Raw genomic sequence first — 25,988 nt, forward strand, 5'->3', positions numbered from 1 at the left:
ACACGCGTCGACGCTCCCTCGGCCCCGCCCGCCGGAAGTGCGGGGCGATCGCAAGGCTGCCGTCCGGTGTATCAACGAGTCGCCCGGTAGGTCGGCAGGCCCGCCGTATTCCGGGGCGTCCGTACGCGCGTTTGGCGGCCACGCAGATCCCCAGAGAAGCAAGCCCACAGATGGTCACCCTGAGTTGCTAATCTGACACCCTTAGTAATTGAAGCAGTGGGCGTCCACTGTCAGAAGGAGTAGCCAACACATGAGTATGCGTAAATGCGAGGCAGACCGGAGACAACGCAGAGCGGCTGCCGGACCACGCCTTCGGAACGTGACCCGATTAGGACGACTCGCCCTTGCCACGCTGGTAATCGCCGGCAGCGCCGCACTCTCCACGCAAGCACCGGCGACCGCGACGGAAGCCGCCTGTACGTCGACACCTGACCAGCTGGAAAACTGCTACAACAATGTCGGCGTCACGCCGGACGACGACACTTCGGCGGGCAACTTCGACGGCGACTACAACAGCTACTCGGCGAGTGCGTTGGCCGATGCCGCCGTCAACAAGGCCACCCCCGGGGCGCCCATTGTCTCGTCAGGCATCCGATTCACCTTCCCGGAATATGGCCAGGACTCAAGCGGCGCCGCCAAGCGGGACAACCTCGTGCCCCAAGGCCAGACGATCATTCTGCCCGACGCCGAGGGCGCCACGAAGTTGGGGTTCCTGCTGTCAGCCGGTTGGGGATCGAGAACCGAAAACGTAACAGTCGACTACACCGACGACACCACCCAGAACTTCGCGTTCGAAGCCCCCGACTGGCAGAGTCCCAGCGGCACCGTGGCCGTCAACTCCGCCTACCGAAATAGGCCGGGCAGCAGCCAGGAGTACGTCAACACATACATCTACTCACAGACTGTCGACCTCGACCCGGACAGGACAGTCGAATCCGTCACCCTGCCCGACAGCGGCCCGCCGGAGCACGGCAAGGCCACCATGCACATCTTCGACATCGCCACCGGCAACACGGTGACTGTCTCCGACCCAGGCAACCAGAGTTCCGCGGCGGGTACACCGGTCAACCTGCAGATCGAGGCGTCGGACTCCGCCCCCGACCAGGACCTCACCTACTCCGCCACCGGTCTCCCCGCCGGCCTGTCCATCGACCCGGACACCGGGGTGATCTCCGGCTCCCCCACCGAGATCGGCGAGTCGACGGTCGCCGTCACCGCCACGGACACCACCGGCTCCTCCGGCTCGGCGAACTTCACCTGGAGCGTGACCGCTACCTGCCGGGTCAACTACACGCAGAAGGTGGGCAATCCGCCCTATCGCGGGTACACCGCCCGCGCCGAGATCACCAACATCGGCTCTACGCCGATCAACGGCTGGACCTTGCGGTTCGCCTTCAGGGGCGACCAGTCCCTCTTCATGGGCATCGGCGCACGCGTCGAGACATCCGGGCAGAACGTGCGAGCCACCAACACGTCGTACGCCCCCACCATCGCCCCGGGCGCCACCGCCCAGAGAATCACCCTCCTGGGCCGCTACCGCACCAGTTATGAGGCGCCGAACATCTTCACTCTCAACGGCGTCACCTGCGCGGACAACATCGCCTGACAAGGGCGAATCCAACCGCAAGAAAGAGAACTCCCGAGGTGGTACAGGAGATTGACGGACAACGGTCTTTTCGGCGCGGCGTTCTGCCTCGCCCCTCAAGCCGGGGACACGGAGGCCGCGTACTTCCTGTCCGGCGCCGAGTACACCAAGTTCGCATGGGGCCCCGGCGGGACCCGCGAAGGCGGCCGTGCGCAGGGCCGGGGCCGGACCAGTGCGCTGCTGCCTTCCCTTCCCCACTACTGGCGCTGCGGCCTGGACAGCATCTGCGTCTTCGGCCGGAGTGAGATGTATTTATTCCAGTACAACAAGTACTTGGTCTACAGCGCTGAAGACGATGAGGCGGCTGCCCCGGGACGGGTTTCTGACATCACCCCCTTCACCCGAATCGACGCAGCCGTCACTCGGGTCGCCACCCATGCGCCCCGAAGCCTCGCCTATCTCTTCTCGGATGACCAGGTCTATGCCTACGATCCGGCCCGCCCCGGTGAAGGCAAGGCCACCTCCATCGCGGAGGTGCTTCCCTGGCTCCCCCGGTCCTTCCGGCGCGGCATCGACTGTGCTGTCACCACCGCCGACGGCACGGTTGCCTACCTCTTCCGAGGTCACTACTTCGCCGAGTTCGACCCACGCTGCCTCGGCGACCTGACGAGAACCGCCGACGCCGGCAATGTCCTCCCCCTCAGTCCCGCCACGTGGCCAGGTCTGCGCAATGACCCGCCCCAGTCGGAAACTTCCTGAGGGGGCGTCAGTCAGCGGTTCGCGCTCTGCCGGGCTCTTCCCTGCCGGGCTCTAGCGGGTCTGGCAGGGGCCCGGTCTCCAGGAGGCGCGTGAGGGTTTCCAGGGCGGTGATGACATGGGGGAAGCCGACGTACGGAAGCGTCTGCAGAAACGCCTCCGACACTTCCTGGGGTGTCAGGCCGATGTGGAGGGCGGAGTCGATGTTGGCACGGGTGGCGGAGGCCGGGGCGCCGAGAGCGGCCAGGGCGCCCAGGCGGATCAGTGCGCGTTCACGCGGGGGGAGAACGGGCCGTGACCAGATGTCGGCGAACGCGAATCCGAGCAGCAGATTCTCGAAATCGGGGGCGACGGCGCGCAGGCTGTCCATCATGGAATCGCCTACTTGGGGGGAGATGCTGTGCATCATGGCCCGCCCGCGTTCCAGGCGGGTCGCCGCGTCGTCAGTCATGGTCTCTCCATAGTGTGGCGTCGGTAGGGGAGTTGGCACACCCGTCAGGCGATGCGGGGTGCGCGGGCGGGAGACGGGTGCCAGGTCAGTCCTGCGCCCTGCATCCTGTCGAGGGCCTCGGTAAGGGACTGTTGGGGCGGGCCGAGGTAGAGGCGGAGGTAGCCCTGGGAGTCGTTGAGGGCATGACCAGGGGTGGTCATGTGGGCCTCGCCGACGAGGACTCCGGCCTGCGCCAGACAGTGCTGCCGGTAGTCCACCGTGCCGCCGGACGCCGTGGCGCCGGACACTGCGGCGTCGTACCAGGGCGGGGTTCGCATCAGGAGATAGGGGCCGCACTGCCCGGGGAAGAACGCCGTGTCCGGGTAGCCGAAGTCGTGGGTGAGCCGGTGGGCCATCTCCGCGCGTTTCGCGGCGTACTCGGCGCGCTGCCCGGCGAGATAGAGGTCGCTGGAAGGCGACTGGAGCCAGCGTGCCATCGCTTCCTGGAGCGGTACGGCCGACACATAGGTGTACTGCGGCAGCAGGTTGCCCAGGAGCTGTGTCACGGTGCCGGGGGCCGCGGTCAGGGCGCCGATGCCCCACCCGTTGCAGTGGAACTGTTTCCCCAGCGAACGGACCGCCAGCCAATGGGGGCGCCGGCCGGGCGGCATGGGGCGGAGCTCTTCCAGCAGGACGCGCAGACTGTTCGTGGGGCGGACATCGGGGTCGTGCACCGCGTAATAGGCGTCGTCGATGAGGAGGTCGGCTCCTGTGCCGAGGGCCGAGCGGATCATGGAACGTACGGTGTGCGGATCCCAGTTGGCGCCGGTGGGGTTGTGCTGGGCGTTGACGGCCAGCAGGACGGGCCCGGTCGTCTCCCGTCGGGCTTGGTGCAGGACTTTGTCAACCTCGTAGGGATTGGGCTGGTAGTGCTGTTCGGGCAGGAGGCTGAAGTGGCGCATGGTGTAGCCGAGGGCGGTGTAGACACCTGAGTAGTCCCAGCCAGGGGTCGAGCAGACGACGATGCCTCCGTCGCCGCGGGCGGCGCGTTCTGTCTCGTTCAGCAGTCGGCCGAAGTGGAACATGGCGTTGCGGGTGCTGTTCTGGGAGACCGCCACTTCGTAGTCGACGCCCAACTCGGCGACGGGGGCGAGGTGGTGGTCCGCCGTGATGTACGTGCGCAGTTCGCGGTGGAGTGACGGCAGGCCGTAGGGACTGAGGATGTAGCCGTGGCTGTGCGCGGGCAGGCCCGAGGCGAGGATGTCGCGCAGGCCGGGTGCCGCCTGGCTCCAGGTTTCGCCGAGACTGAGGTAGATCACGTCAGTTGGGTCGTGCCCCGCGGCCGCATGCCGCCGCAGGAGGGTGGCGTCGTCGTAGGGGTTCGGCAGGATCGGCTCTCCGATGATGTCTGTCAGGCTGTGCATGGCTGCGTGTCCTTCTCCCCCGCCGAGGTCAGGACCCCTGCGGGCTGTATTGGGCTCGTTACCGCCCTCGCCGTCCGCGCCACACCTGCTCAACGGCGTGGGCGGCGTCCAGGAGGGCTCGGTCGGCACTCGACGGGAACTGGAGGTCGATGCCGAAGGGCAGCCCCTGGTCGTCCGCACCGGCGGGGAGGCTGATCGCGGGCCAGCCCACGATGCTGGAGGCGTCGGCGTTGCGGACCAGGAGCGGGAAGGCAGGGGTGGGAGTGCCGTCGATGTCGACGTGACCGTCTGCCAGCAGCCGAGGTGCGGTCACCGGGGCAGTGGGCACGATGAGACCGTCGAGCTGATGGGCCGCGAGGAAGTCGCGCATCAGCCGGTCGAGTCGTGCGCGCTGTCCGAGCGCGGCTTCGTACTGCGCCCGCGTCACGCCGCCGTTGGCCAGTGGACGCAGCAGACGTGCGACGTCGGGGCTGGCCACCTGCGCGGCGACCTCATCGAACCGCAGGGGAAGACCGTGGGTTTCCAGGTAGCGGTCCACTCCGTGGGGGGTTTCGTACAGGGCGATCGGCAGTCCGCTCGCGGCCACCGCCTCGTCCACGCCCTCGGGCAGGTCGCTTTCCACGATCTGGGCCCCGGCCTCCTCCAGCGTGGCGAGCCGACCCTCGAACATGGCCAGCAGCTTGGCCGTCATGCCCTGCCGGAAGGGACGACGAGGAGAGCCGAGCCGCAGGCCGCTCAGTGCCGTGGGCTCTGGGTCCGGCGGCGGAGGGGCGGAGCGGATGACGGCGTCCAGGACTCGGACGTCGTCGACACTGTGGGCCAGCACACCGATGGTGTCCCGCGTCCAGGAGACGGGCACGACGCCTCCGGCCGGGTAGGCGCCCACAGTCGGCCGGAACCCCACCAGCCCGCACAGCGCGGCCGGCACCCGCACGGAGCAGCCCGTCTCCGTACCCAGCGCGGCCGTGGCCATGCCCGCGGCGACCGCGGCCGCCGATCCCCCGCTGCTCCCGCCTACGATCAGTCCTGGCCGCAGCGGATGGCGCACTCGCCCGTATACGGCGTTGTCGCTGGTCGCACCGTAGGCGAGTTCGTGCATGTTGCTCTTGGCCAGGATGGTCGCCCCCGCCTCTCGCAGGGCCCGTACGGCCGGGGCATCGGCCGTGGGCCGGTTCGTCCGCAGGGCCGGGGTTCCCGCTGTCGTGTCGAACCCGCGGACGTCGATGTTGTCCTTCACCGCCAGCACCACGCCCCGCAGCGGCAGCTCTCCATCTGCGGCCCGCCGGTCCGCCTGCTCCGCTGTGGCCAGCGCCGTGGGGACATCCACCTGGGTGAAGGCACGCAAATCCAGCGAGGAATGCGCCCGGACAGCCTGCCGGACCTGTTGTTCGACGGTGGAGCGCCCGGCCGCGACCGCGGCGGTCACGTCCGCCACCGACCGTCGGACGGTGCTCATGCGGTCCTCGCGTGTACGCAGAGCCCCTGCGCCGGTACTGCTTCGTCCGGAGGCGGCAAAATGCGTGAACGCAGCCACGCAACTCCCTCGGTCCCGGCCGTGCCCGGCAACAACTCCCCGATCATCCGCTTCACAAGAGCCACATGGTCTGCCTGCCAGCCCCCCGCCTCCAGCACCAGGGCGTCAAGCGCCTTCGTGACGTGTTCCGGGATCGCGGTGCCCGCTCCGTTCAAGGCCTGCCGCAGCACGCATGGCCGGCCGTCGACCCCAAGCAGGGCGAACACCTCCGCGAACTGCGACGACCCGCTGGCGCTGGCCGTGCCCAACTGCTCCCTGAACGCCAGGAAATGCTCGCGTGGCAGATGATCCAGCACGTCGAGGTGTTTGCGCAGGAGGCCCACCAAGGCGACGGCGCGGAGCAATCTGGCCTCCACGGCACCCCACTCTCCAGGCGTCTTGGCCACGGCCCTGAGATCGTCGATGACCTGCCGCAGCAGAACTTCAGCCGACTGATGCACCACGATGAAAAACAGCTCGGACGCGCGGACCTCTTCCTCGAGCGCGCTGCTCCGGGGGTGCTGCAGATCCAGCAGTTCGGGGATCCGTACATATCGCTCGTACTCGTTGACTCCGTTGCGCAATGACACTTCGGACTCCTGGAGAAGGCAGCCTGTCTTGATGACGGGACTGGTGACGTTGGATCAGAGGAGGGACCGGATGTACGCGGGCGCTCCCTGAAAAACTCAGGCGTAGTATCGGCAGTCCGTCGGCAGGGCCAGCGCCAAATCTTTGCCCATTCCCCACAGGGCAGCTCGGAAGAAAGCAAGAGCAACCGATTTGCCTGCCCTGCACCCTGTGCTCACAGGTCCTACACCTCGTCCGAAGTAGCTAATCGCCATCACGCGACCAACGGAAGCAGTGAGCAGGGGCGATTGCGTGGAACACGCTGCATGTTTGTGCCTATGTGAAACGCCGGGCGCAATACAGAGGTTGGCTCCCGGCGGGCTGACACGCCACGGGTCCGGTCGGCAGCATGGGCTGCCGACCGGACCCCGTCAGGTGGACGGTGTCCCACCTATTCCGTCCCTATTCCGTCTTGATGGCTTCCAAGGCGTTGAGCTTGCCGGCATGGCGTGCGGGCCACACAGCCGCCAGCACGCCGATCACTCCGGCGGACAGCAAGAAGAGAGCGATGCGGGCGTACGGGATCGTCATGACGTAGTCCGTCAGGCTGTTGGCGATGCACGTTCCGATCGCCCAGGCGAGGCAGATGCCGAGACCGATGCCGAGCACCGCTCCGAAGAGGGATATGACGATCGACTCAAGACGCACCATCTCCTTGGTCTTGGCCCGGGTGAGACCGATCGCCCGCAGCATTCCGATCTCATGCCTGCGTTCGAAGACCGACATGGCCAGGGTGTTCACCACGCCGAGCACCGCGATCAGCAGGGCCATCGCCAGCAGCCCGTACAGCACGTTCAGCAGCATGTTGAGCTCCAGACTGTACTTGTCACTGACGGCCGCCTTGTCGAGGACCTCGATGCCCGGGTTCCCGCCGATGGCTTTGACGATGGCATCGGCGGCCTTGCTGCTCGGGCCCCCCGCTGTCTTCACCAGCACCAGATCGTCTTTCACCGCGTCAAGGTGCTTGTCCACCACGGAGGTTGAGACGCGAATGCCGCCGTCGATGAGCATCTTGTTGCCAGGATTGCCTTCATACACTCCGGCGACGGTCAGCTTCTCAGCTTTACCGTCCTGGAAATTCACCGCGAAGGTGTCCCCGGTCTTGAGGCCGGCCCTGGCGGCGGTATCCGAGTCAACCAGGGCGTCTGTGGTCGTCAGGTTGCTCATAGAGCCGGTCTTCAAGTGCACGTTGAGTAGTTCGCCGATGCTCTTCATGTCGAACCCGGAGAGCAGTGCGGGTGTGCGTGTGTCGTTGACACTGACATCCGTCAGGCGCCGCGGACTTGAGGCCGTCACCTCCGGCAGCTCGTCCAGCTTCATGCGCACATCTGGGGAGAGCTTGCTTCCGTTGGCCATGCTGATGACGTAGTCGGACTTGAGCGCGGCAACCGACCTGTCCTCGCTCGCGCCCTCCACGGAGTTGGCGACGACGGTCATCGAGGTGATGAGGGCAAGACCGATCATCAGGGCAGAGGCGGTGGCGGCCGTCCGGCGCGGGTTGCGCAGCGCGTTGCGACGGGCCAGCCTTCCGATGACGCTGAAGCGGTCGAGCAGAGGGGCGGCGGCTGCGATGACCGGACGGGCCAGCAGCGGGGTCAGCATGAAGACACCGATGGTCAACACGGCGGTGCTCAGCCCCATCGGGTACATGGCGTCACCGAGTTTCATGCCGGTCGTGGCGAACACCCCCGCGGCTCCGCCGGCCACGAGGAACGAACCGATGCTGTTGCGTACGACCAGGCTGCGGGTGGTCGGCGTGGCGTGCACGCTGTTCATCGCGGTGACCGGTGGGATCTTCGCAGAGCGGCGGCCGGGCAGCCAGGCGGCGAGCACGGTCACGCCGACGCCGACCAGCAGCGCGTAGATCCCCGTGCTGGGGGCGACGACGAGAGGGCCGTCGGGGATCGAGGCGCTGCCCATCACCGCCCGCATTCCGGCCGCGATGCCAAGGCCGACCAGGAAGCCGCTCACCGATGCTGCCAGGCCGATGATGACCGCCTCCAGCAGCACGGAGCGCGTCACCTGACCGCGAAAGGCACCGATGGCGCGCAGCAGCGCGACCTCCTTGCTGCGCTGGGCGACCAGCATGGCGAAGGTGTTGGCGATGAGGAAGGTGCCGACGAACAGTGCGAGGCCCGCGAAGCAGAGCAGCACCTGAGTCAGGTCCTCGTTCTCTTCGGTGATCTGAGCGGCCTGCTCCGCCGCGAGAACCTTGCCGGTGGCGGCCTCGGTGCCCTTCGGCAGGATCTTTTCGACCTCGTTCTTGAGCGCGGCGTCGGAAGTGTGGGGCGCTGCCTTGACGGTGATCTCGTCGTACTCGCCCGGCGTGCCCAGGACCTTCTGGGCGGTGGCGTTGTCGAAGAGGATGAGCGTGCCGCCGGCCGCGACCTCGCCGTCATCGGTGTCGAAGGTGCCGGTGATCTTCTGCCTCGTCACCGGGCCATTGGTGGCCACGCGGGCGGTGTCGCCGGTCCTGTAGCCGGTGCGCTCGGCGGTCTTGCTGTCGAGGGCGATCTCGCCGGACGTCTTGGGCGCGCGGCCACCGGTGAAGTCGTAGCGCGTATCCGCACCCCCCTGGGTGGTGGGGAAGTAGTTTCCACCAGTGCTGCCCCACGACTGGCCGACCTGCTTGCCCTGTTTGTCGGCGAGATGGACGGAGCCGGAGAGCACCCCGGTCGCTGCCTCGGCGCCGGGCAGAGCCTTGACCTTCTTCAATAACGCGTCGGTGAGTTCGGGGTCCGGCTGCGCCTTCTTCCCCTTCTCGGGAAGGGAGTGGTCGGCGGCGGATTCATCGGGGCGTACAGCGACTGAGACGTTGTCGAAGCTCTTGGCCGAACTCCGCTTGAAGGCTTCACCGATCGTGTCGGTGAAGACCAGAGTGCCGGAGACGAATGCGACACCGAGCATCACGGCGAGGACGGTCATCAGCAGCCTGGCCTTGTGCGCGAGGACGTTGCGCAAGGCGGTGCGGAACATGGTGCTGTTGCTCCTGGGGTTTCGGTCCGATGGCTGGCGAGGGGGGCGGGTCAGCTGGTCCTGCCCGTGGACTCGGATCGCTTCATCCGGTCAAGGGCGGCGGCCGGGGCGTGGGGGACCATCACGACCGTCTGGCCCGGCTCACGCGCGGAGTTGGGGAGAAGTCCCAGGACGTCGGCACCGGAACTCGACGGCGCAAGCAACCCGGCGGCCGACAAAGGGATATGTAGCAACAAGACGGGGCCTCCTGATCGAAAGGGCACAAAGAGGAACCCTTCAATCGTCCCGACCACGGAGACAGCCAAGGTCGAACCACGGTCCCGTTCACAGCCAGCCCTGAGAGGTATCTGGACCTCATCGGTCATACCGGAGGATGACCTTCCGAAAGTCACATACCAGACACTCGTGTCAACCCTGCGGCCCCAGGGAATCGCCGTGAACCAGGGTCGCCTCAGAGCGCAAACCGCCCGTTGAACGACTCGCGCGCCCTTGTGCGCGCCCTACCTTCCATGAAGATCCCGATAAACGCTGAAGGGCCACTCGGCATTCGGATGGGATGGCGTCAGCGGATCGCCTCGAAGCGCGTACCAGAAAGCTGATTCATCCAGATCGCACGACACACACGAGAGCCGAGCTCTTCACTCGACCCCTGCAAGGAACTCAGAGGTATTCACAGATCGGAGTTGTGATCATGAAGAGCAGAAGCGAGATACGTGATTCCTTCCGCGGGCACGGAAGAAGCCGCAAAGCCTGGTCCCTTCTCGTCACCATCGGTATCGCCCTCTCGGCCTGCCTCCTCCAGGCCTCACCGGCAGCGGCCGTCACACTCCTGAACTGCACCGGCTCGTACTCGACCACATACGACCCCGGGCTGACCTATGACCCGCAGCCTGTCACCTACGACACTTCCAGCACCTACGGCCAGCCCGGCGGACTGTGCTTGGGCGGTGGCGCGGTGAAATCAGGCACGTCGAGCCTGACCGATGCGCAGTTGCCCTCGGCATCTTGTGTGGATCTACTCGGATCCACCGTCACAGGAGAAACCACCGTCACCTGGAACACCGGAGAAACCAGCCGGTACACATGGAGCAGTACGGCCGCCGACGTTCTGGGTACGCTCGTCACCACGACCACAGGCACTGTGGTGGAAGGCAAGTACCTCGGTGGCAGCGTCCAACGCATCAGCATCGCGCCCAATCTCCAAGTGCTCGAGAACGCCTGCAACAGCCCTCAAGGGCTGACCAGCGACAGCGGAACGGTCACACTGACCATTCAATCCGCGTAGCGCTCAGCGTGAGGCCTTCGACGGCCCGGAAATCGCTTGCTGGAGCAGCTGTGAACTGTGCCCCGCCCGTTCTCGGGCGGGGCACGGCTGCTCCCGGCCCCTGACACAACCACGGCGGCGAGGGACAGACCCCAAAGAACCCCAAGCAAGTGATCTCGCCCCTCGTCGCGATCGGCTTGGAGGAAAGCCACCGGAACGTTGTAGGCGTCGCACGTCATCACGTCCGGAAAGATCTGACGTTAACAAGATTGCCCATTGACAGCGAAGAAGCGTTCCGAGGAATTTCGAGGAATTCCGTTTGTCGTGCAGGACATCACGTTTCTCACCCCGTACGGCGAGGCGTCGCACCTCGTACGGCGAGGCGGATGCACCGGTTGAAACAGCGGGTCACAGTCGGCCGGCCCTTGCGGCGTTCGAAGCCGCACCACGACCCCTCCCCCGATGACGAACACCGCCCCCCTCAGGCGAGGGGGGCGGTGTCTCAAGTGACTTAGAACGGGCTACGGGCTGGCATCCGAAAAGGAGAGCACCGCGGCGAGTCGCACGACCTGGGAATCGGTCTGGCCGCAGCATGCCGCTTCGTCACGCAGGCCGCGTGGCAAAGTCCCCCTCCCCGCGGGGCATGCCGTCGATCTTCCGAGCGGCTCGCCCCACCCGAACGCCTACGCCAAGCCGGTGAAGGGCCATCGAACGGGCCCGCCCAAACCCGCACCGCCCGTTCCGTCAAGCCCGTAGACGCCAACGTGTCACGTGATCACCTCACACAGACACCATTCACGGTGTAGACCGGGCAGGAAGTGCCCCCGGCGCCCAACCATGGCGCAACATGTGGCTACTTCATTTTCACAAGGTGCCCGCATATCCGTGAGCGAAGCGGTGGACCCCTCTTCCGCTCCGTAAAGCACCTGATCACCCAGGACGGAATGATTCGTTGCCGAAGACACGGAAAGGCAATGATAATGACGACGGAATTAGAGTCGGCGTTGACGCTGTATTTTCAGACGGTCCGCGAGATGACTCAGCAAGAGGTAAATGCACGGGCCGCAGCTAGAGCAGTCAACGACGTGTCGGCTCGCGATCGTGAAGAGGCCGTCGTTCATCATGCGGAGTACGAAGAGCCGCGGCACTGACATTTTTCACGCTCCCTTAGGAACTCGAGTCGGCGCCGTCCGACCGAGTGCCTCGCCCCGCCAGGTTCCCGCTCTCGATCCGCCACGGCGCCGAAAGCGTAGAACACGCTTGCTTCGCCGAGCTCGACTCCCGCTGGATGCCGCTCAGCGACGTTCTGAAGTAGCGATCACCGAGCTGAGTGGACTCTCCGCCGAATGATGCGGTCACTGATGGGGTATGTGCCGTCTGGAGTGACACCCGCTGACCTCGAAGCCGGAGGTGGCCCAGGCGCGCCGCCCGCTGGGGAGATCGTTGCCGGGTGTTGGCATTGTCGATGGGGCGGGATTTGCCGGGTTTCAGTCGTTGCTTGTGAAGACAGGTCGGGTTCGTTGGCGGTGTTTTGCTGAGGTGGCACTGGTTGCTGCGAACTGCCACACGGTGCCGTTCCGAGTGGACACGACCAATTTCATCGAGGGGAAGAAGATCCCTTTGTATCCGAATTGCGAGGCGATCCATCCCTCGGAGGTGCGCAAATCGATCACGCTCGGTACCTGCCGACACACGCGGCCGAATCGTTCCCTCCCCTCGCGGGCATCGGCCTTTCGGTCATCAACCGCGATGACTCATTGCGGAAATGCGGCATCGCTGTTACCTTTCGAGCACGGGTTCCAGGAACTCGGTATGGACGCCCCCGGAATATGGAGTATGATCCGGCCATGGCCCAGAAAACTATCACCATCTACACTGACGACCTCACGGGTAAGGAATCCGCGGAGGCCCATACTCACACGTTCACGCTGGACGGGGTGGGGTACGAAATCGATCTCGCGCCGGAAAGCTACGACCAGCTCTACGAGGCGCTGAGTCCTTTCATCGACAAGGGCCGTAAGACAGGTCGTGTCAAGGGAGCCCGGAAGGCGCGCACAGCCCCTGCGGGTGGACCCAGCACTGCTGATATGCGCAGCTGGGCCAAGGAAAACGGGTACGAGGTCAACGATCGTGGCCGTGTCCCGTCAAGCGTTCGAGAAGCGTTCGAAGCTGCCCACTGATCAAGCGAGAAGCCCCCGGCGCAATGCCAGGGGCTTTGCTCTGTGCACCTGCGGGCCAGAACACCGCCGCACGCACAAGGGCCGTCACGATCGACCGTGACTGACGGCAGCGGCGCTCCTCTTCTCCGCATTCGGAGACTGCGCTGCGGGCTCCCCTCTGCCGCAGCGCCACGTCCCACACGTCCGCCTGGGCCGCACATGGACAAACCTCGGCTGCTCACGCTTCGTTGATTCCCTGCGCCCTCACTGCCTGGGCCAGGTGGGCGTCACTCTGCCGCTTGCGGTGCGGGGCACTTGCACTACCGTCCCAACCCTTTCGGCGCAGCCAGCGGCTGCCGATGCGGTCCTGGCCACCTGTACGGGAACGAACGTCATCACCGGGGCCGGTCGGCTCGTCGGCCAGTGGTGGCCTCGCAGAGCCGGCACGGGCCGCCGTGGGAACGTGCCGGACCGACATGATGTCGCCGCACGACCGGCCGGACGTCGATCAGACCCGAGTACCCTGCTTCCAAAAGCTCGTGGCCCACTCCGGTCCATGATTTTCCCACGTGTCAGGGTCATAAGAGTAGTCCCACATATAACCGGCCGAAAAGGGAAGTTCTGTTCAATCGGCAAAATCGTCCGGCCCCTCAGGGAAGCCCCACTTCAGCTTGAAGAGGCCGCAGTCGCTGCCATATGTAGCCCATCCGCCAAATACCCAGGACTGGCTACCCTTCCCATAGGAGACACACTCGGCAGCCTGCCCTGCAAAGGCAACTTTTCCCCTGGAAAAATAATGGACGGCGATTCTGGGTTCCACTGATAGCCGACGGGCCCACTCCAACCTTCACCCTTGAGGGCCCTGAAGGCGTGTCGGAGCATGGATGGTGGGGTTCCAGTCGTGTACACAGGCCGTGATGGGTGGGCATGCCGACAGCACCGGTGACCTCGTCCGGCCCGTGAAGCGCACGGTCATAGCACCGACGGGCTGCCTTCGAAGGCCGACCTCATTTCCGTCGGGGCGGGCCAGTCACGCTGATACTGCCACCCTCATCATCGAAATCATCCAAAAGAAACAGCACAAATAGACGCGGAGCCGAGAAGAACCTACATGTTTAACTTCTCGGCCCATGCACACTCGCCATTAATCAACAGTTGAGGTCTCTTGGCCGGAGGGTCTACTGATGGTGCGTACGTATGTTCTGGTCCAGACTGAGATCGGAAAGGCCGCCGCGATGGCAGCCGAGATCGCTGCGGTTCAGGGAGTCGTCAGAGCCGATGACGTGACCGGTCCGTACGACGTGATCGTCACGGCTGAGGCGACGAGTGTCGAGCTCCTCGGTCAGATCGTGGCACGTATTCAGGCGATTGAAGGCATCACACGAACGCATGCCTGTCCGGCCCTTAAGGATCACCGCCCTCGGGACTGGGGGCACGTTGACCTCGGTCCTTCAGCGGGGTCCGACGGCTGATCCGTTCCCGGAACGCGGTCCGGTCGCCATGCCGATGGACGCTGATGCCGCCGGCCGTCGTCCGGCCGTGGCGCTCCTCAGGGCGCGGCGCCGGTCGGTAAGGGCTCGCGAGGGGGCGGAGAGTGACCGGCAACAACGATGCGGGCGCGCTTTGAGCGAGGCCCTCCCGGCTTCTCAGCCGTACATGTTCGCCGTGGCAACGCAGCGGACCGATTCCGCGTCCGCCTCTACACAGGCACGATGAGAACGGTTTCCCCTTCTCTGCTGTGTAGTTGAGCGTCTGCCAGGTGCCCGACGGGGGGATCGTCCGTCCGTGGGAAGCCGATGGTCATTGCCGTGTCCGCATGATTCCGCGCAGGCGGCAAGCCGCGAGGCCGAGGAATCGCTGTAGCCCGCGCATCGCCGGGCGTTGCCGTGAGGATGAGACAGGAATCCGCCGGCCTCAGCCGTGGTGCGTCAGCAACAGCGCTTGGACTGCGGGCGAGAGAGGGGTTTGCCCACAGCCCAAGCTGTCTGTGCCGCGTGGGTCAGACGCGATAGAACTGCCAGTTCACCCAGTCGGCATGTGGATCGGGGGAGTTGAGCTGGAAGTGTCTGGCTTGCTGGCGATCGCAGACGCGGGGTGAGTACTTGGTGCCGACCCAGCTGCCGTGCCGGTACCAGTCGAAGCGCATCTGTACGCAGTACCCGTCCCGGTAGGTGTCGTCGATCCAGCCCTTGACGTAGGCGGGATTCCAGCAGGAACTCCCCGCCGTCTTACCCCACCAGGGGCTGTAGTTCCAGCCGCCGTAGCAGTATGAAGACCCGCCGTTCTGGGGTGCCTTCGCGGAGCCCACGATGGGTGATTCTGCCGGAGCCGAACCAGTGCCGGACACCGCCTCTGCGGCGGTAGATGACATCAAACCTGTCGCCGTCACCATGGCCGCAATCACGGCTGCGGTCTTAAATTTGTGGCGCATCAAAATCGTCCTCCATTGCCGGAATGGGCTACGGGGCGTTCGGTTGGTGCGCGACACATCACAGCACGCGGCGCCCAACCTGCCCCAGCTCTCTATCCGGTCAACCACCATGTGCTGGTGGCGACGGCTCAAACCTGCTCAGCGAAAAGGGTCTGAGTACGGGCTGGGCCTTTCCCGCTCTGAGCGTGCGAACCGGCAGCAGGTGCTGGAGTTTGGATACTGTGCGTAACCGCCGCCGCCCATGAAGTCTGGTCGCCGTTCAAGAGGGCGCCTGCCAAGGGAACTCCTCGTCGACAGACGACGAGCGGCTGTAACAATGTGTAATCCAAAAATGAGGAATCAACTGCCTCGCGGAGGGGTTGATCGTGCCACGATCCGAGCGAGACCGATGACCTTGGGACTGGCCGAGATAGATGTCTTGGCGCTCTTTCCCTGGTTCGGGCCGTCCAGTTTTATGGCTTGCAACAGCGTTGAGCGAACACCATTTCGACGTGAATGTCTCGCGCCTTCCGCCAAGAATTTAACTATTGCCCTTTCACCAGCTAAACAAGAGAAAAGTTGTGCGCTGAAGTTGCTGTTTACCACCGACCTGCGCCTTCCCCTCAATCAGGTTGAAGGTGGCACCTCTTCAGCCACATCGCGGCACGTTCATCAAGTTCCTGGGCCGCACGGCCTCCACGCCTGCTGAAGGGGCCAAGCGCCTTGCGCATGCTCACCACGTAACCAACAAGTCGGGGGGACCGTATCGTTGCTGCCGAGTCCAGTACTTGGTGCCAAGTGGCACACGCCTGTTCAAGATTCCCTTGGCGGCATTGTATGAACCCCACGTTCACGCGCGCCAGCGTGGCGGGGTATGCGGCGTCCCGCCACTGTACGACCGTCTGTGCGAAGAGTTGCTCGGCTGTCCTCAGGTCACCGCGGTGCATCGCGGCCTTGGCCAGCTGGCTGCTTGCGCAGGCAGCCGTCGGCCCCCAGAGCGCTGCCCAGTAGGGCATCTCGTCCTGGTCGGCCTCCGCGCCCAACTCCGTTGACCTTGCTGCCTCGGCAAGGGACTCCTGATGCCTTCCGGCCATGGCCAGGGCACGGGCGTGAGTGGCTCGCAGCATGGATTCGGTCGCGGGGTCGAGGCCCCCGTTGGCACGTTCCAAGGAGGCACTGGTCAAAGTCAGGGTGTGTTCCGGCCGACCGGCCTCCAAGCCATGGTGAGCCAGCATCGAGAGGGCAAACCCTGCGTGCCGATCGTCGTTTGCCGCCTCGGTGAGCTCCAGCGCCCGGAGGAAGTACTGCTGGGCCAGACCCTGTTCGCCTCCATCGCAGGCCTTCACGCCGGCCAGGGCCGTCAGGGAGGCTGTGGCCGTCAGCGCCCGCTCTCTCTGCTGCTCTCCGAGCAGCCCTGCCCGGCATAAGGGAGCCGCCTCGGAAACCAAGTACTGCACAACGGCGGATCGGGCGTGCTGACCATCGTACTGCCTGCCGAGGTCGGCGAACGTCTCGGTGGTGGTCCGGATCGCTTCAATGTGGTCCCGTTGCCCGTTCCCAGGCTCGGGAATGGAGAGGATACGGTTCTGTGCGGCGACTGTGACAGTGCTCTCTCCCCAGCCGACCGGAAGTGCCGCGTTAACGGCGTACGGAGCGGCCGTCACCGAGGGATGACGATCGATGTCGGCCTTTCCCAGTCGCACGAGGGAACCTACGACATCAGTGATTGAACCCGCCTCCAAGGCAGGCTCTCCCTCTTGATCCAGGCCAATATGCTCAAGGGTCAGCGGACGCCCCACCTTTCGCGAAAGGGCCTCGGCCAGGCAGTGTGCCGTAGCTCGAATCGGGCGGGTGCCTGCCACCCAATGAGCCACGGCTGATGCGTTGGTCCGCAACCGGGTATTGCCCATCTCCCCGGCAACCGTGCGCACTTCCCGCGCCAGCTCCGCATACGTGCACCCGGCCTCATCAATTACTCTCTGAAGCAGCTCATTCGCCACGTCCGCTCTCCATATTTAAACGGATTGCTCGGCTACTGAGGATATCCTCCTGGACGACACATTCTTAAATCTTCCCTCAAGCACGAACGGCATCGGAGGGGAAACTGAATGCACTCACGGGCCACTGCGAGAATTCGAAAATATTTACCTGTAACTCATTCGAACACGCTTAGCGGCCCGGGCTTCGACATCCGCGAGGGCTGGGCGGAGTGATGCGCAACCGGAACTCGACTTCGACACCCGCGGGGGCTGGGCGGAGTCAGATGCAACCGGAACTTCGGCTTCGACATCCGCGGGGTCAAGGCGGAGTCAAGCACAAGCAGAGCTTCGTGGGTGCGGCCGTTTCCTTCTTGATCCTTCTTGGCTTCCCTCATTTCGCCCTGCGGGAGAAGCGATACCTCACTGCTCAACAGACGTCTGCGCGCTCACGTTTCAGTGCGACGCTCTGGGCGCCCCTCAGCCCACCTAGTGTCACCACTCCTCGCCATGCAGGCAAGCAACTCCCTGATCGCCAAGAGCTGGAGGGGCAACACAGCACAGCAGGAGTCCAGTTTGAGTCAGTCGCGACGCTGTGGTCTGGCGGCCAAGGGGACCGACCCTCAGCCCTGGGCTCCCGCGCCTACGGATGCGGGCAGCGAGGGTGCCGTCCGGCGGTCTCTTCTTCCGTGGCATCTCACTCCCCCACGTACGTACAACCTGTCCAATCTGCAACTGTCACCGACAGTTGTACCCTATGCCATTTGCGTAAGGAGCGTTAAGTGATTACAAGCCGCACCTATCACGCCAGTGCGGCGGATAGCGGCCTGTTCCACTTCCGTCACCCCGATCGGAGCAGAAAGGGTTCTTCTTACCTGAACAGCGGTGATGAGACTGCAACGGCGACGGAGGCGACGGAAGCGCAGAGGGTCGGGATCGCGCCCCAACGTGGCTTGAATTATTCCATGCTGCCCCGACGTTGGGTCAGGGACCACCTCGCTATCGAACCGTCCAAGGAGGCCACTAGATGAACATGCGGCCGCTCGGGTTAGGGCACTGGACTCACCCCTTGCTCGGGCGAAGGGTCGTCGACCACGCCCATGGAGGACGCGTTGGCGTCCTTCGCGCACTCGCGCCCGAGGCCGACGAGGGAGCGGAACTGGCCATCGTGGCGTCGATCGCGATCCCACTGGGGTAATCCTGCTCAGCCGATCTACCCCAAGGGCAGCCAGTTACGTTGAACCTCAGGCCATGGCCGAACACCTGCGCGACAGCTCAACGCGGAAGCCAAGCCGTCTGCGTGACGGTAGGGCAAACGGGACGGCCGGGAAACGCTGCACGGCCCCTCACCCGCCCTCAGTACTTCCTTTGAAGCCCAAGGACGTCTCCTCTACCAAGAGTCCTTGCCTTCGCATTGCAGATAAATGAATGGGTGTACATGGTGAGATTTGAGTGGCCGCCAGCCACATGCCCCAACCCGAATACATGCCCGGCTTCGTGTGTACCGACCGCACGTATGTCGTACTTATTCCTACACGTTCTGCTGCTCGGGTCGTTCGTGAAGTCAAAGTCAACAGTGTTGTAGCGGACGTCGGCCTCCACCACGTCTGCTGGGGATCCATTGACAGTCACGTACCACACACAAGCCCCCGCAACAGAATTGGCATTTAAATCACCAGCGTCCCATGTACTCACTCTGTCGCGTGCGGTGCACGTGAGGGATCCGCTGGCAAAATCAGCTTCATAAGACGTGGTTCCCGAGTACCTCTGAATCGCCGAAACTTCATCCTTGAGGCCACAGTCGTTATAGCTGTCGGTTATGTTATTGATCGCATCGAGAAAAGCGAGCTGTGCGGCGGACTGCGAGAGAGCTCCAGGCATTCCTCCGTCACCTATGCGCCACGCGTAGGAATCACGCTCCGCGTAGCCGTATATCGAATGTGCCGCATCGAAACAAGCGGCGGCATCCGTCCGAATTCCCGGAGTCTCGGACATCGGGTCGTTCGCGTCCACGGCGGGTTCTGGGTAGGTGATGATCCCATCAGCGGACACTTCGAGTTGGAAGTGCTGCAGGCTCCCGTTCGCCGAAACGCCCTCAACTGATACGCCCATGCCGGGCTCTGGAATGGTCAGTCCGGCACCGTCGAGGCTCACCATCCGCCCAACTGCCGCGCAGTCGATCACCGACCTGCCCGTCGGAAGGTCGGTGACAGCGAGCACGCCGGTGGGAAGGTTGCATCGGCGCCCGTTCACGGCTTCTGATGCACTGGTCTCCAGTCCGCCAGGGATGACGGCGACAGCGGCACCTATCGCGAGTATGGCCAGGAGTTTCCTGCGAGCTATGCGGCCTGGCGCCAGCCATACTTGTGCGGCGGGAACGGCTCGTCGGGAAGAGGCCATCTCGGTTCCTTTCTCCGTGCTGGTCATGTGAGCGCCATGAGGCCAAGCGTTCGGGACTGCGGTCGAGGAAGAGCCGGCGGAGTCCGGCGGCAGGTGTTGTGGCCGCATGTCAACGAGACACGTGGATCGCACAGTTGTGCCCCGGGTTGCCGCGTTCCGTGGTCCGCCCGCGCGGAATCGCCGACGGCCGTCACGCCGGACAGAAGAGTCAGAACCTGGCGAGACGGCCGGCCTCAGAACCTGCACCTCTTATATGTCGCCCTCTTGGCCAAGCCCTTCGCCCAAGGCGGATCGACCTGATGGGTGCTCACACGGCTGCTGGGCGGCCGGGACTTCGCCCAGGGGGTTACTGGCGCATCGAGGCAGGGCGAAGCTCAAGGCTCGCTGCCGATCTCGGCACCAATCCGGAAACCCTGCGCAGCGGGGTACGGGCTGCGGGGAGCCATCGGGGTCCATCACGAGAGCTACCAGCGGGGCCGGGCGAGCGGCCAGCACCGGCATTCGGACGGCGGGGCTCAAATCGCCATGCGGTCAGGGAAGCGCGGTATGCCCATTGGGTGGAACAGTTCGCCAGGAGCCGCGGCAGTCGAGGGCCCGGTCCAAATGAATCTCGGGCCTTGAGGACCCGGCTGTCGACATGCCGGGGGGAGGCCGCGCGCGGGCGACGGGCGGGGCGGACCAGGCGTCCCACCCGTCCAAGCCCGGGCGCACCGCCTCTTACTGCCGCGGACTGTGTGATCGCCCCCGCGAAATCATGTTGCCCTTCGGGAAGAGCGGAAGCGTGCCCACAGCGGCGTCCCCACGGCGACCAGGAGCACGGCTCCTCCTAGTTGCAGACCATGGCGCACCCAGTCGATCCCCTTGGTGTGGTCCACCCCGATCCAGTGGGCGACTGCATTCCCCAACAGGCCGCCGGCGATGCCGAGCAGCGCGGTCAGCCAGATGGGGATTTCCTGCTTTCCAGGCAGGATCAGTTTCGCGAGTAACCCCAGCACCAGCCCAACAATGACTGCCCATAACCAATGCATCTGTTCCTCCTCGTATCTCGGTGGTTGCACTGCGATCCATCAGCGTCAGCCGAGCCAGCAGCTCAACCCTGCCGAAGTCGCCGCGCACGGGGAGCCTTGATCCTGCGAACGCTGTCATCAGACGGAACTTGTGAGCACCCACGATCGACGGCACTCACCTGAGGGGCGACTTTCCCGACAGGGACCTGACAGCGAACAGTAAGACTCGAAAACATGCTCATCGTGCCACAGCCAGTGAAGAAACAGTGATACGCCGCTGGACATTTTCCACTTCTGTCGGAACCCGGCTCAGCCAACTACACCAATAGGGTGACGCTCCGGCTTTGGGGTAGCCGGAGCGTATTGGAGAAACGTCCACAGCGGCGGGATCCAAAACTCAAGAGGGGAGTCGTGCGCGCAACGACATGTAATGCGGCGATGTCACGACGGGAGCTCACGTCTGCCCTCCGGGCACAAGGGGCGGTAGCTCAGCCGGTTAGAGCAGCGGACTCATAATCCGCCGGTCGTGGGTTCGAGTCCCACCTGCCCCACCAAGCAACCCCCGCCGTCATGGGTAGGGGTGGTTCCGCGACCTGCTGGTCCTAGAAGCCGCCCAGACCATCGCGGCGAGGGGAGGCCGCAGGCGGCCGACATAAGAAGGACCGCACATCCCTACAGGGAAGGGCTGACCCTCATCGCCTAATCGGCAGCCAGCCCAAAAGGCAATCGAATCGAAGGGGCATGGAGATGAAGGAAGAAAGAGGAGACTTTTACTACGGCAATTTCATCGTGACGAATAACACGGGTCACGAGCTGCGTTTATGGGATTCCCACACCGGTGGCCGCATCAGCGAAGGGCAGCTCAAGGGGCACAACCTTGACACCTACTGGGCAGAGGGGGCGGCTCCGCAGAGCATACCTTCCGGCGGGCAGATGACTTTCGAGTCGCGTACCGATTACTACATCCCTGGAGACACCAGCAATCAATACTGGACAGGCGCAGGATACTTGGATTTCGGTTTCGACAGGGAAAAGCCTCACGGCCAATACAACCCCGATGTCTCCCTACATTTCACCTACGGCTATGACCTTTGGAAATATGGGGGCAAGGACGGGAAAATTGGCTACTCCCTTAGGTTGGGAGGGACGGGTAATGACGAAAAGGCGTGCACCATTTCCCTTGAGCTGCAACCCGGCACGTCGTGGGATCCATACCGTCCTCAGGTTCAAGGCACTGTGACGTACGACGGGTGACGCAGGGCTGTCTCAAGGCCTCGACGATCAAGGACGCGATCTGTGACCTGCCGCCCGGCCGACTACGGTGCGGGGACAACGGGGCTCGGGTAAGCGGTCGAGGCCGTGGCACGCGCGCTTGAGTCGGCGTCGTGCCACGGCCTCGACCGCTCGCTCTTCGAACCGGTGCGGCGTGCCGCACATCGACTGCATGTGTTGCTGGATGAGTTGGGCCTCCAGGCGGGTGTGATGACGACCGGTTTCCGCGGCATGCACGTCATCGTCCCGCTCAACCGGCATGCGGACGTCGACGATGTGCCGGCCTTCACCCGCGAGGTTGCGGACGTGCTGGTCGCGCTGACCGAAGCGGGCCAGCGCCCGCACAGGGCAAGAGCCGCAGGGGCCAGCAGAAGCTGCAGGAACCATGGGTAGGAGTGGAGGGACTCGAACCCTCACGCCCGCTAGGACACCGGGACTTGAATCCGGCGCGTCTGCCAATTCCGCCACACTCCCGAAGGGCCCACGAGTAGGCCCCTGCGCATGCTCTCACACAACTCACCCAAAATTTCCGGCTGTTCCGGTTTGTCGTCTGTGCTATCCCTCGAAAAGGTGTCTCTCCGGACAAATGAGTGAATATCAATGCAGATGACTGCGGAAACTGACCCGCCATGTCGGTCGAGCCCACCGGCAGCGCGCGGACCGACCATGGAGGGAGCCGCACCTGAACCGGCACGTCGGCGTCGATCGACAAACGAGGCGAAGTTCGAGGTCACCAAGTAATTGAGGCAGAAATATTTTAGAGGCGTTGGTTCCCGACGAGGTAATAACCAAAGGACGGGCAGTTCGCGCCACAGCGTCTCTTTGAGTCAAACTTTCTTGATGGCTGATAGGTCGCCCCCGCGATGGCTCATTTTAGTGGACTCCCTTTATTTTCCTGGTGAGTTGTGCTGACGTATGAGCGAACTCAGAAACGCGTTTCCCTTCCCGCCGGCGGGTTGGGCATGTGAATGGAGAAAGCATGCGCAAGAGTGCTCTGGCAGCGGGCTGTGCAGCAGTCGCGTTGACTGCTTCAACAATCACCGGGGCAACAGCAGCCGAGGAAGGAGCCGTCGCCCCTCCCGACAAAATCGTGATTGAGCTGGCAACCGTCAACGGGTCGGGCTGCCCCCTGGGCACCGCAGCCGTGGCAGTCGCCCCCGACAACACAGCCTTCACCGTCACGTACAGCGATTATCTCGCCCAGGTGGGCCCGGGCACCAGACCAACGGATTTCCGGAAGAACTGTCAGCTCAACCTGCGGGTGCATGTCCCACAGGGCATCACCTACGCGATCGCCAGAGCCGACTACCGCGGATTCATGAAACTAGAGAGGGGCGCCGTCGCACAGCAGAAGGCAAACTACTATTTTCAAGGAATGCCGCAGACGGCAGAGAGTTCCCACACCTTCACCGGGCCGCGCGCCGACAACTGGCAGGTCTCTGATGTCACCGACATCGATGCTCTCGTCTGGGCGCCCTGCGGAGAAAAGCGCAACTTCAACATCAACACTGACCTGCGTGTGAACGCCGGCAACTCGGACCCGTCTAAGACGAACTTCATCACCATGGACTCGACTGATGCCAGCATCGGTACGGTTTACCATCTCGCTTGGAAGACATGCCCTGGATCTGTTCGTTGAGTCGTTGACTCAGTCTCATCAAGCACTCGCCTGAGGACCCTCACGATCGCAGGCCGGGCGTCGCCAGGAGCATGGCGTCGTGTCCGCTGGTATCACCGGCGGACACGACTTTCTCGGCGAAGAGAGTGGTGCCCCCCACGGCCTCACTCCTCAATGCTCTTCACGCGTCACCCGACGCAGGATCGCACCGAAGATCATCAATGCAGTTGGCTCTGGCTTTCGCGCAGGGGGCAGAAAGGGCTGTGGCGGAAGATGCCTCAGCGAGTGGCGTAATCGAGGGAACGCCACAGCCACGGCGCACAGCACTGCAGCGGCACGCGCTGCCGTAACAGCCGTACCACCCGTCCTGCCTGTGTACCGGAAACTCAACGCCCTCCCCCCTTTGTCCGAGGGGAGTCGGGAGCACCGGTGTCCTGCTCCCTGCGCTTGCGCAACAACGCCCCCACACCGACCGCGGCAGCGGCGAGGAGCCCGGCCCCGACGACCAGCGGACGTACCGCGGAGTCCTGTGTTGTTCCGCTGATGTACTCGACGCTGCCGCGGACAGCTCCGGTCGAGGTGGTTTGCGCGGCATCAGGAGATTCGCTGGTGTCGTCACGGCGGGGCGCGCTCCCCTCCGTGGATTTGAGCGCGTTGCCCTTCGCGTCCACCAGGCTCCAGCCGCCCATATCTTGCCCCTTGGGCTCGTTCGGCTGGTCCCCCTTGTAGTAATAAAGCAGGTGCCCGTTGTAGATGACCTGCGGCTTGTCGGCGCCTTCTGGATTGTCTTTCGTGAATCCCGTGGCGCCGTCCACCCCGTCCGCCTTGGTCGGATAGCCGGTCGCCGCAGGCCAGTTGATGGCACACTCACCGACGCATGGAGCTGTGTTGGCCTTCTCCGCGTCCTGCAGGTAGAGCGCGTAGCCGTCCTTGTCCGCGAGGACTCTGCCACTCGGGGTGTCGATCAGCTTGAGCACGCCCGGTTCGGTGGGCTTGTCCACTGCCGCGGCGGTAGGAGTGAGTGCAAGAAGGAGCACGGTCGTTGCGGTGACCGCACGGCCCCCTAATCGAGGTCGGGGGTGACTTGATCTCGTCATGAAATCCTGCCCTTGGAGACGCATCGGTCAGGGACTCCTCCAGGGCACCCTCCCCGTAGGCGCCGGACCAGCCGAGACGCGCCCTTTGCCGCCGCCCGAGCAGCGAAAGGAGCCGTTTGAGGCGTGTCGTGGCTCATTCGGACCACAACGCTTGCGAAGTGTGGCAGCGGTAGGTCTCCGTTGCGGTGGCACGAGTTGCCCAGAGGCCCATCTCATGCCTTCGCAACAGGCGATTGGTTAGAGGTACGTCAGGCAAGACTCGGCCCGTTTGGTGGATTGACCCACTTCGCAGGTCTTGTGACACTCTGTTGCATTGCTCGCGCGCAGGCTGCTGTCAACTGCATAGAAGAGCTGGCTTGTTCACAGGCCGCAATGAAAGCAGCGACCGGTCGGTTGGTGATCCGCCGACGCCAAAGCAATCCAGGCCCACGCGACGCCCGATGGGGCCTCGCCGCCTCTCCCTTGGGCGCCGACTCTTGTCCGCACTGGCTCGCAACTCCTGTTGAGCAGCCGTCAATCAACACGTGCTTCGTCACGCGACGTTCCATGTCCGGGCAGGCCTCCAGCCGTTCGTGCGTCACATACGTGCGTCAACAGCAGTCGGTCGGCCTGCCATCGACGAGGCGCGTCCCCATCGAAAGGAAGCAATACCCATGCGATCTTCACACGCCACCGGTCCTGCGGGTTCATGCCGGTGCACGTCACAGGGCCGAGTGCGCTCCCGTACCTGTACCGGCTCGTGCCAGAGGGGCACGGAAGCCGCCGGCCGTGCAACTCGCTGCGATCACGCCCAGCAAAGGGCGACCGGGAAACGTACGCAGCACGCCGCACCGACCTGCCCTCGCCGTGAGACACGCAGGTCCGCGCGATCGGGACGTCAGCAGCCCTCTGCGCGGCCCCCGTGCAGAGGCGTGGGCACCTCCCGCTCCGCGATCTGGGCCGTGGCGGGCATGGTGCTGGCCATAGCCACCGCGTTGCCAGGGACAGCCGATGCCGCCCAGGCAATCACACCGGGAGAGAAGGCTCTACGGATCGCCGCCTCGAAGAGGGGCGCCCCCTACCAATGGGGCGCGGCCGGCCCCTACCGCTTCGACTGTTCGGGCCTGACGCTGTACGCCTTCAAGAAGGTGGGCAAGAAACTCCCGCGAACCGCCGCCGCGCAGTACAACCGTTCCTGGCATGTGCCGGCCAAGGCGCGCCGCGCGGGCGATCTGGTGTTCTTCCACTCAGGTAACCGCATCTACCACGTCGGCATCTACGCCGGGCGCAAGAGAGTCTGGCACTCCCCCAAGCCGGGCCGGAGTGTGCGGCTGGAGAAGCTGTGGACGAACCGTGTCTGGTACGGCCGCTATTGAGGAACCCGCCCCGTCTGACGGCCGACACAATGGCGTGCCGGTTCCGTCTGCATCGGGCTGTGTCTAGACCGTCTCAGCAGCGAGCAGGGACAGAGCGGCCATGGAGAGGCTGCCAAGGA

General features: G+C 64.3%; 19 protein-coding genes and 2 tRNA genes. 10 read left to right on the forward strand and 11 right to left on the reverse strand.

What is annotated here, in order from left to right:
- Positions 1–319: 319 nt before the first annotated feature.
- Both ACIBKX_RS32810 and ACIBKX_RS32815 read left to right on the forward strand, forming a co-directional pair.
- Entirely contained in the window at positions 320–1,606 is a 1,287-nt protein-coding gene (locus ACIBKX_RS32810) for a putative Ig domain-containing protein (RefSeq protein ID WP_363276253.1), read from the forward strand.
- Between the two features lie 51 nt (positions 1,607–1,657).
- Positions 1,658–2,344, forward strand: coding sequence for a hypothetical protein (locus ACIBKX_RS32815; RefSeq protein WP_363276252.1), 687 nt, complete (start codon positions 1,658–1,660; stop codon positions 2,342–2,344).
- Between the two features lie 7 nt (positions 2,345–2,351).
- Here the strand turns inward: ACIBKX_RS32815 and ACIBKX_RS32820 are convergent, their stop codons facing one another.
- The 5 genes from ACIBKX_RS32820 to ACIBKX_RS32840 all read right to left on the reverse strand — a co-directional run bounded on the left by ACIBKX_RS32820 (position 2,352) and on the right by ACIBKX_RS32840 (position 9,311).
- A complete protein-coding gene (locus ACIBKX_RS32820) occupies positions 2,352–2,792 on the reverse strand; it encodes a carboxymuconolactone decarboxylase family protein (RefSeq protein WP_363276251.1) in 441 nt (146 codons plus the stop codon).
- Between the two features lie 44 nt (positions 2,793–2,836).
- Positions 2,837–4,195 (reverse strand): pyridoxal phosphate-dependent aminotransferase, encoded by a 1,359-nt coding sequence (locus ACIBKX_RS32825; protein ID WP_363276250.1) that lies wholly within the window; start codon positions 4,193–4,195, stop codon positions 2,837–2,839.
- Positions 4,196–4,253: 58 nt separating this feature from the next.
- Positions 4,254–5,651: an amidase family protein gene (locus tag ACIBKX_RS32830; RefSeq protein WP_363276249.1), complete on the reverse strand. Its 1,398-nt coding sequence runs from the start codon at positions 5,649–5,651 to the stop codon at positions 4,254–4,256.
- Positions 5,648–6,298 carry a tryptophan 2,3-dioxygenase family protein gene (locus tag ACIBKX_RS32835; protein WP_363276248.1) on the reverse strand — a complete coding sequence of 217 codons (651 nt, stop codon included), beginning with the start codon at positions 6,296–6,298 and terminating at the stop codon, positions 5,648–5,650. Before ACIBKX_RS32835 ends, ACIBKX_RS32830 begins: the two co-directional genes overlap by 4 nt.
- Before the next feature lie 439 nt (positions 6,299–6,737).
- On the reverse strand, positions 6,738–9,311 hold the full coding sequence (locus ACIBKX_RS32840) for an FtsX-like permease family protein (RefSeq protein ID WP_363276247.1): 2,574 nt from the start codon (positions 9,309–9,311) through the stop codon (positions 6,738–6,740).
- Between the two features lie 691 nt (positions 9,312–10,002).
- On the opposite strand from ACIBKX_RS32840, the gene ACIBKX_RS32845 reads away from it, so the two are divergent.
- The 3 genes from ACIBKX_RS32845 to ACIBKX_RS32855 all read left to right on the forward strand — a co-directional run bounded on the left by ACIBKX_RS32845 (position 10,003) and on the right by ACIBKX_RS32855 (position 14,206).
- Positions 10,003–10,596 (forward strand): hypothetical protein, encoded by a 594-nt coding sequence (locus ACIBKX_RS32845; protein ID WP_363276246.1) that lies wholly within the window; start codon positions 10,003–10,005, stop codon positions 10,594–10,596.
- Positions 10,597–12,422: 1,826 nt separating this feature from the next.
- Complete coding sequence (locus tag ACIBKX_RS32850) at positions 12,423–12,755, forward strand: Lsr2 family protein (RefSeq protein ID WP_363276245.1); 333 nt, start codon at positions 12,423–12,425, stop codon at positions 12,753–12,755.
- A 1,163-nt stretch (positions 12,756–13,918) separates the two neighbouring features.
- Complete coding sequence (locus tag ACIBKX_RS32855; protein ID WP_363276244.1) at positions 13,919–14,206, forward strand: Lrp/AsnC ligand binding domain-containing protein; 288 nt, start codon at positions 13,919–13,921, stop codon at positions 14,204–14,206.
- A gap of 527 nt (positions 14,207–14,733) precedes the next feature.
- Here ACIBKX_RS32855 and ACIBKX_RS32860 read toward each other — a convergent pair.
- The 4 genes from ACIBKX_RS32860 to ACIBKX_RS32875 form a co-directional block, all read right to left on the reverse strand.
- Positions 14,734–15,042, reverse strand: coding sequence for a hypothetical protein (locus ACIBKX_RS32860; protein ID WP_363276243.1), 309 nt, complete (start codon positions 15,040–15,042; stop codon positions 14,734–14,736).
- Positions 15,043–15,767: 725 nt separating this feature from the next.
- Positions 15,768–17,144 (reverse strand): hypothetical protein, encoded by a 1,377-nt coding sequence (locus tag ACIBKX_RS32865; protein WP_363276242.1) that lies wholly within the window; start codon positions 17,142–17,144, stop codon positions 15,768–15,770.
- Positions 17,145–18,476: 1,332 nt separating this feature from the next.
- Positions 18,477–19,547, reverse strand: a complete 1,071-nt coding sequence (locus ACIBKX_RS32870) for a peptidase M10 (protein WP_363276241.1) — start codon at positions 19,545–19,547, stop codon at positions 18,477–18,479.
- A gap of 725 nt (positions 19,548–20,272) precedes the next feature.
- A complete protein-coding gene (locus tag ACIBKX_RS32875; protein ID WP_363276240.1) occupies positions 20,273–20,548 on the reverse strand; it encodes a GlsB/YeaQ/YmgE family stress response membrane protein in 276 nt (91 codons plus the stop codon).
- Between the two features lie 456 nt (positions 20,549–21,004).
- Here ACIBKX_RS32875 and ACIBKX_RS32880 point away from each other — a divergent pair.
- From ACIBKX_RS32880 to ACIBKX_RS32890, 3 genes are all read left to right on the forward strand, one after another.
- Positions 21,005–21,081, forward strand: a tRNA-Ile gene (locus ACIBKX_RS32880).
- 187 nt (positions 21,082–21,268) lie between these two features.
- Positions 21,269–21,781, forward strand: a complete 513-nt coding sequence (locus tag ACIBKX_RS32885) for a hypothetical protein (RefSeq protein ID WP_363276239.1) — start codon at positions 21,269–21,271, stop codon at positions 21,779–21,781.
- A gap of 105 nt (positions 21,782–21,886) precedes the next feature.
- The gene (locus ACIBKX_RS32890) at positions 21,887–22,192 is read left to right on the forward strand and encodes a hypothetical protein (protein ID WP_363276238.1); all 306 of its coding nucleotides are present in this window, start codon (positions 21,887–21,889) and stop codon (positions 22,190–22,192) included.
- Here ACIBKX_RS32890 and ACIBKX_RS32895 read toward each other — a convergent pair.
- A tRNA-Leu gene (locus ACIBKX_RS32895) sits at positions 22,190–22,273 on the reverse strand. The genes ACIBKX_RS32890 and ACIBKX_RS32895 overlap by 3 nt on opposite strands.
- A 505-nt stretch (positions 22,274–22,778) precedes the next feature.
- On the opposite strand from ACIBKX_RS32895, the gene ACIBKX_RS32900 reads away from it, so the two are divergent.
- Positions 22,779–23,438 carry a DUF4360 domain-containing protein gene (locus ACIBKX_RS32900; protein ID WP_363276237.1) on the forward strand — a complete coding sequence of 220 codons (660 nt, stop codon included), beginning with the start codon at positions 22,779–22,781 and terminating at the stop codon, positions 23,436–23,438.
- Between the two features lie 365 nt (positions 23,439–23,803).
- Here the strand turns inward: ACIBKX_RS32900 and ACIBKX_RS32905 are convergent, their stop codons facing one another.
- The gene (locus tag ACIBKX_RS32905; RefSeq protein ID WP_363276236.1) at positions 23,804–24,418 is read right to left on the reverse strand and encodes a hypothetical protein; all 615 of its coding nucleotides are present in this window, start codon (positions 24,416–24,418) and stop codon (positions 23,804–23,806) included.
- A 1,046-nt stretch (positions 24,419–25,464) separates the two neighbouring features.
- Between ACIBKX_RS32905 and ACIBKX_RS32910 the strand changes: the two genes are divergently transcribed.
- Positions 25,465–25,869 carry a C40 family peptidase gene (locus tag ACIBKX_RS32910; RefSeq protein WP_399376824.1) on the forward strand — a complete coding sequence of 135 codons (405 nt, stop codon included), beginning with the start codon at positions 25,465–25,467 and terminating at the stop codon, positions 25,867–25,869.
- Positions 25,870–25,988: the final 119 nt, after the last annotated feature.

It is taken from the genome of Streptomyces sp. NPDC050658 (assembly GCF_044457025.1).
In the GTDB taxonomy this organism is placed as follows: domain Bacteria; phylum Actinomycetota; class Actinomycetes; order Streptomycetales; family Streptomycetaceae; genus Streptomyces.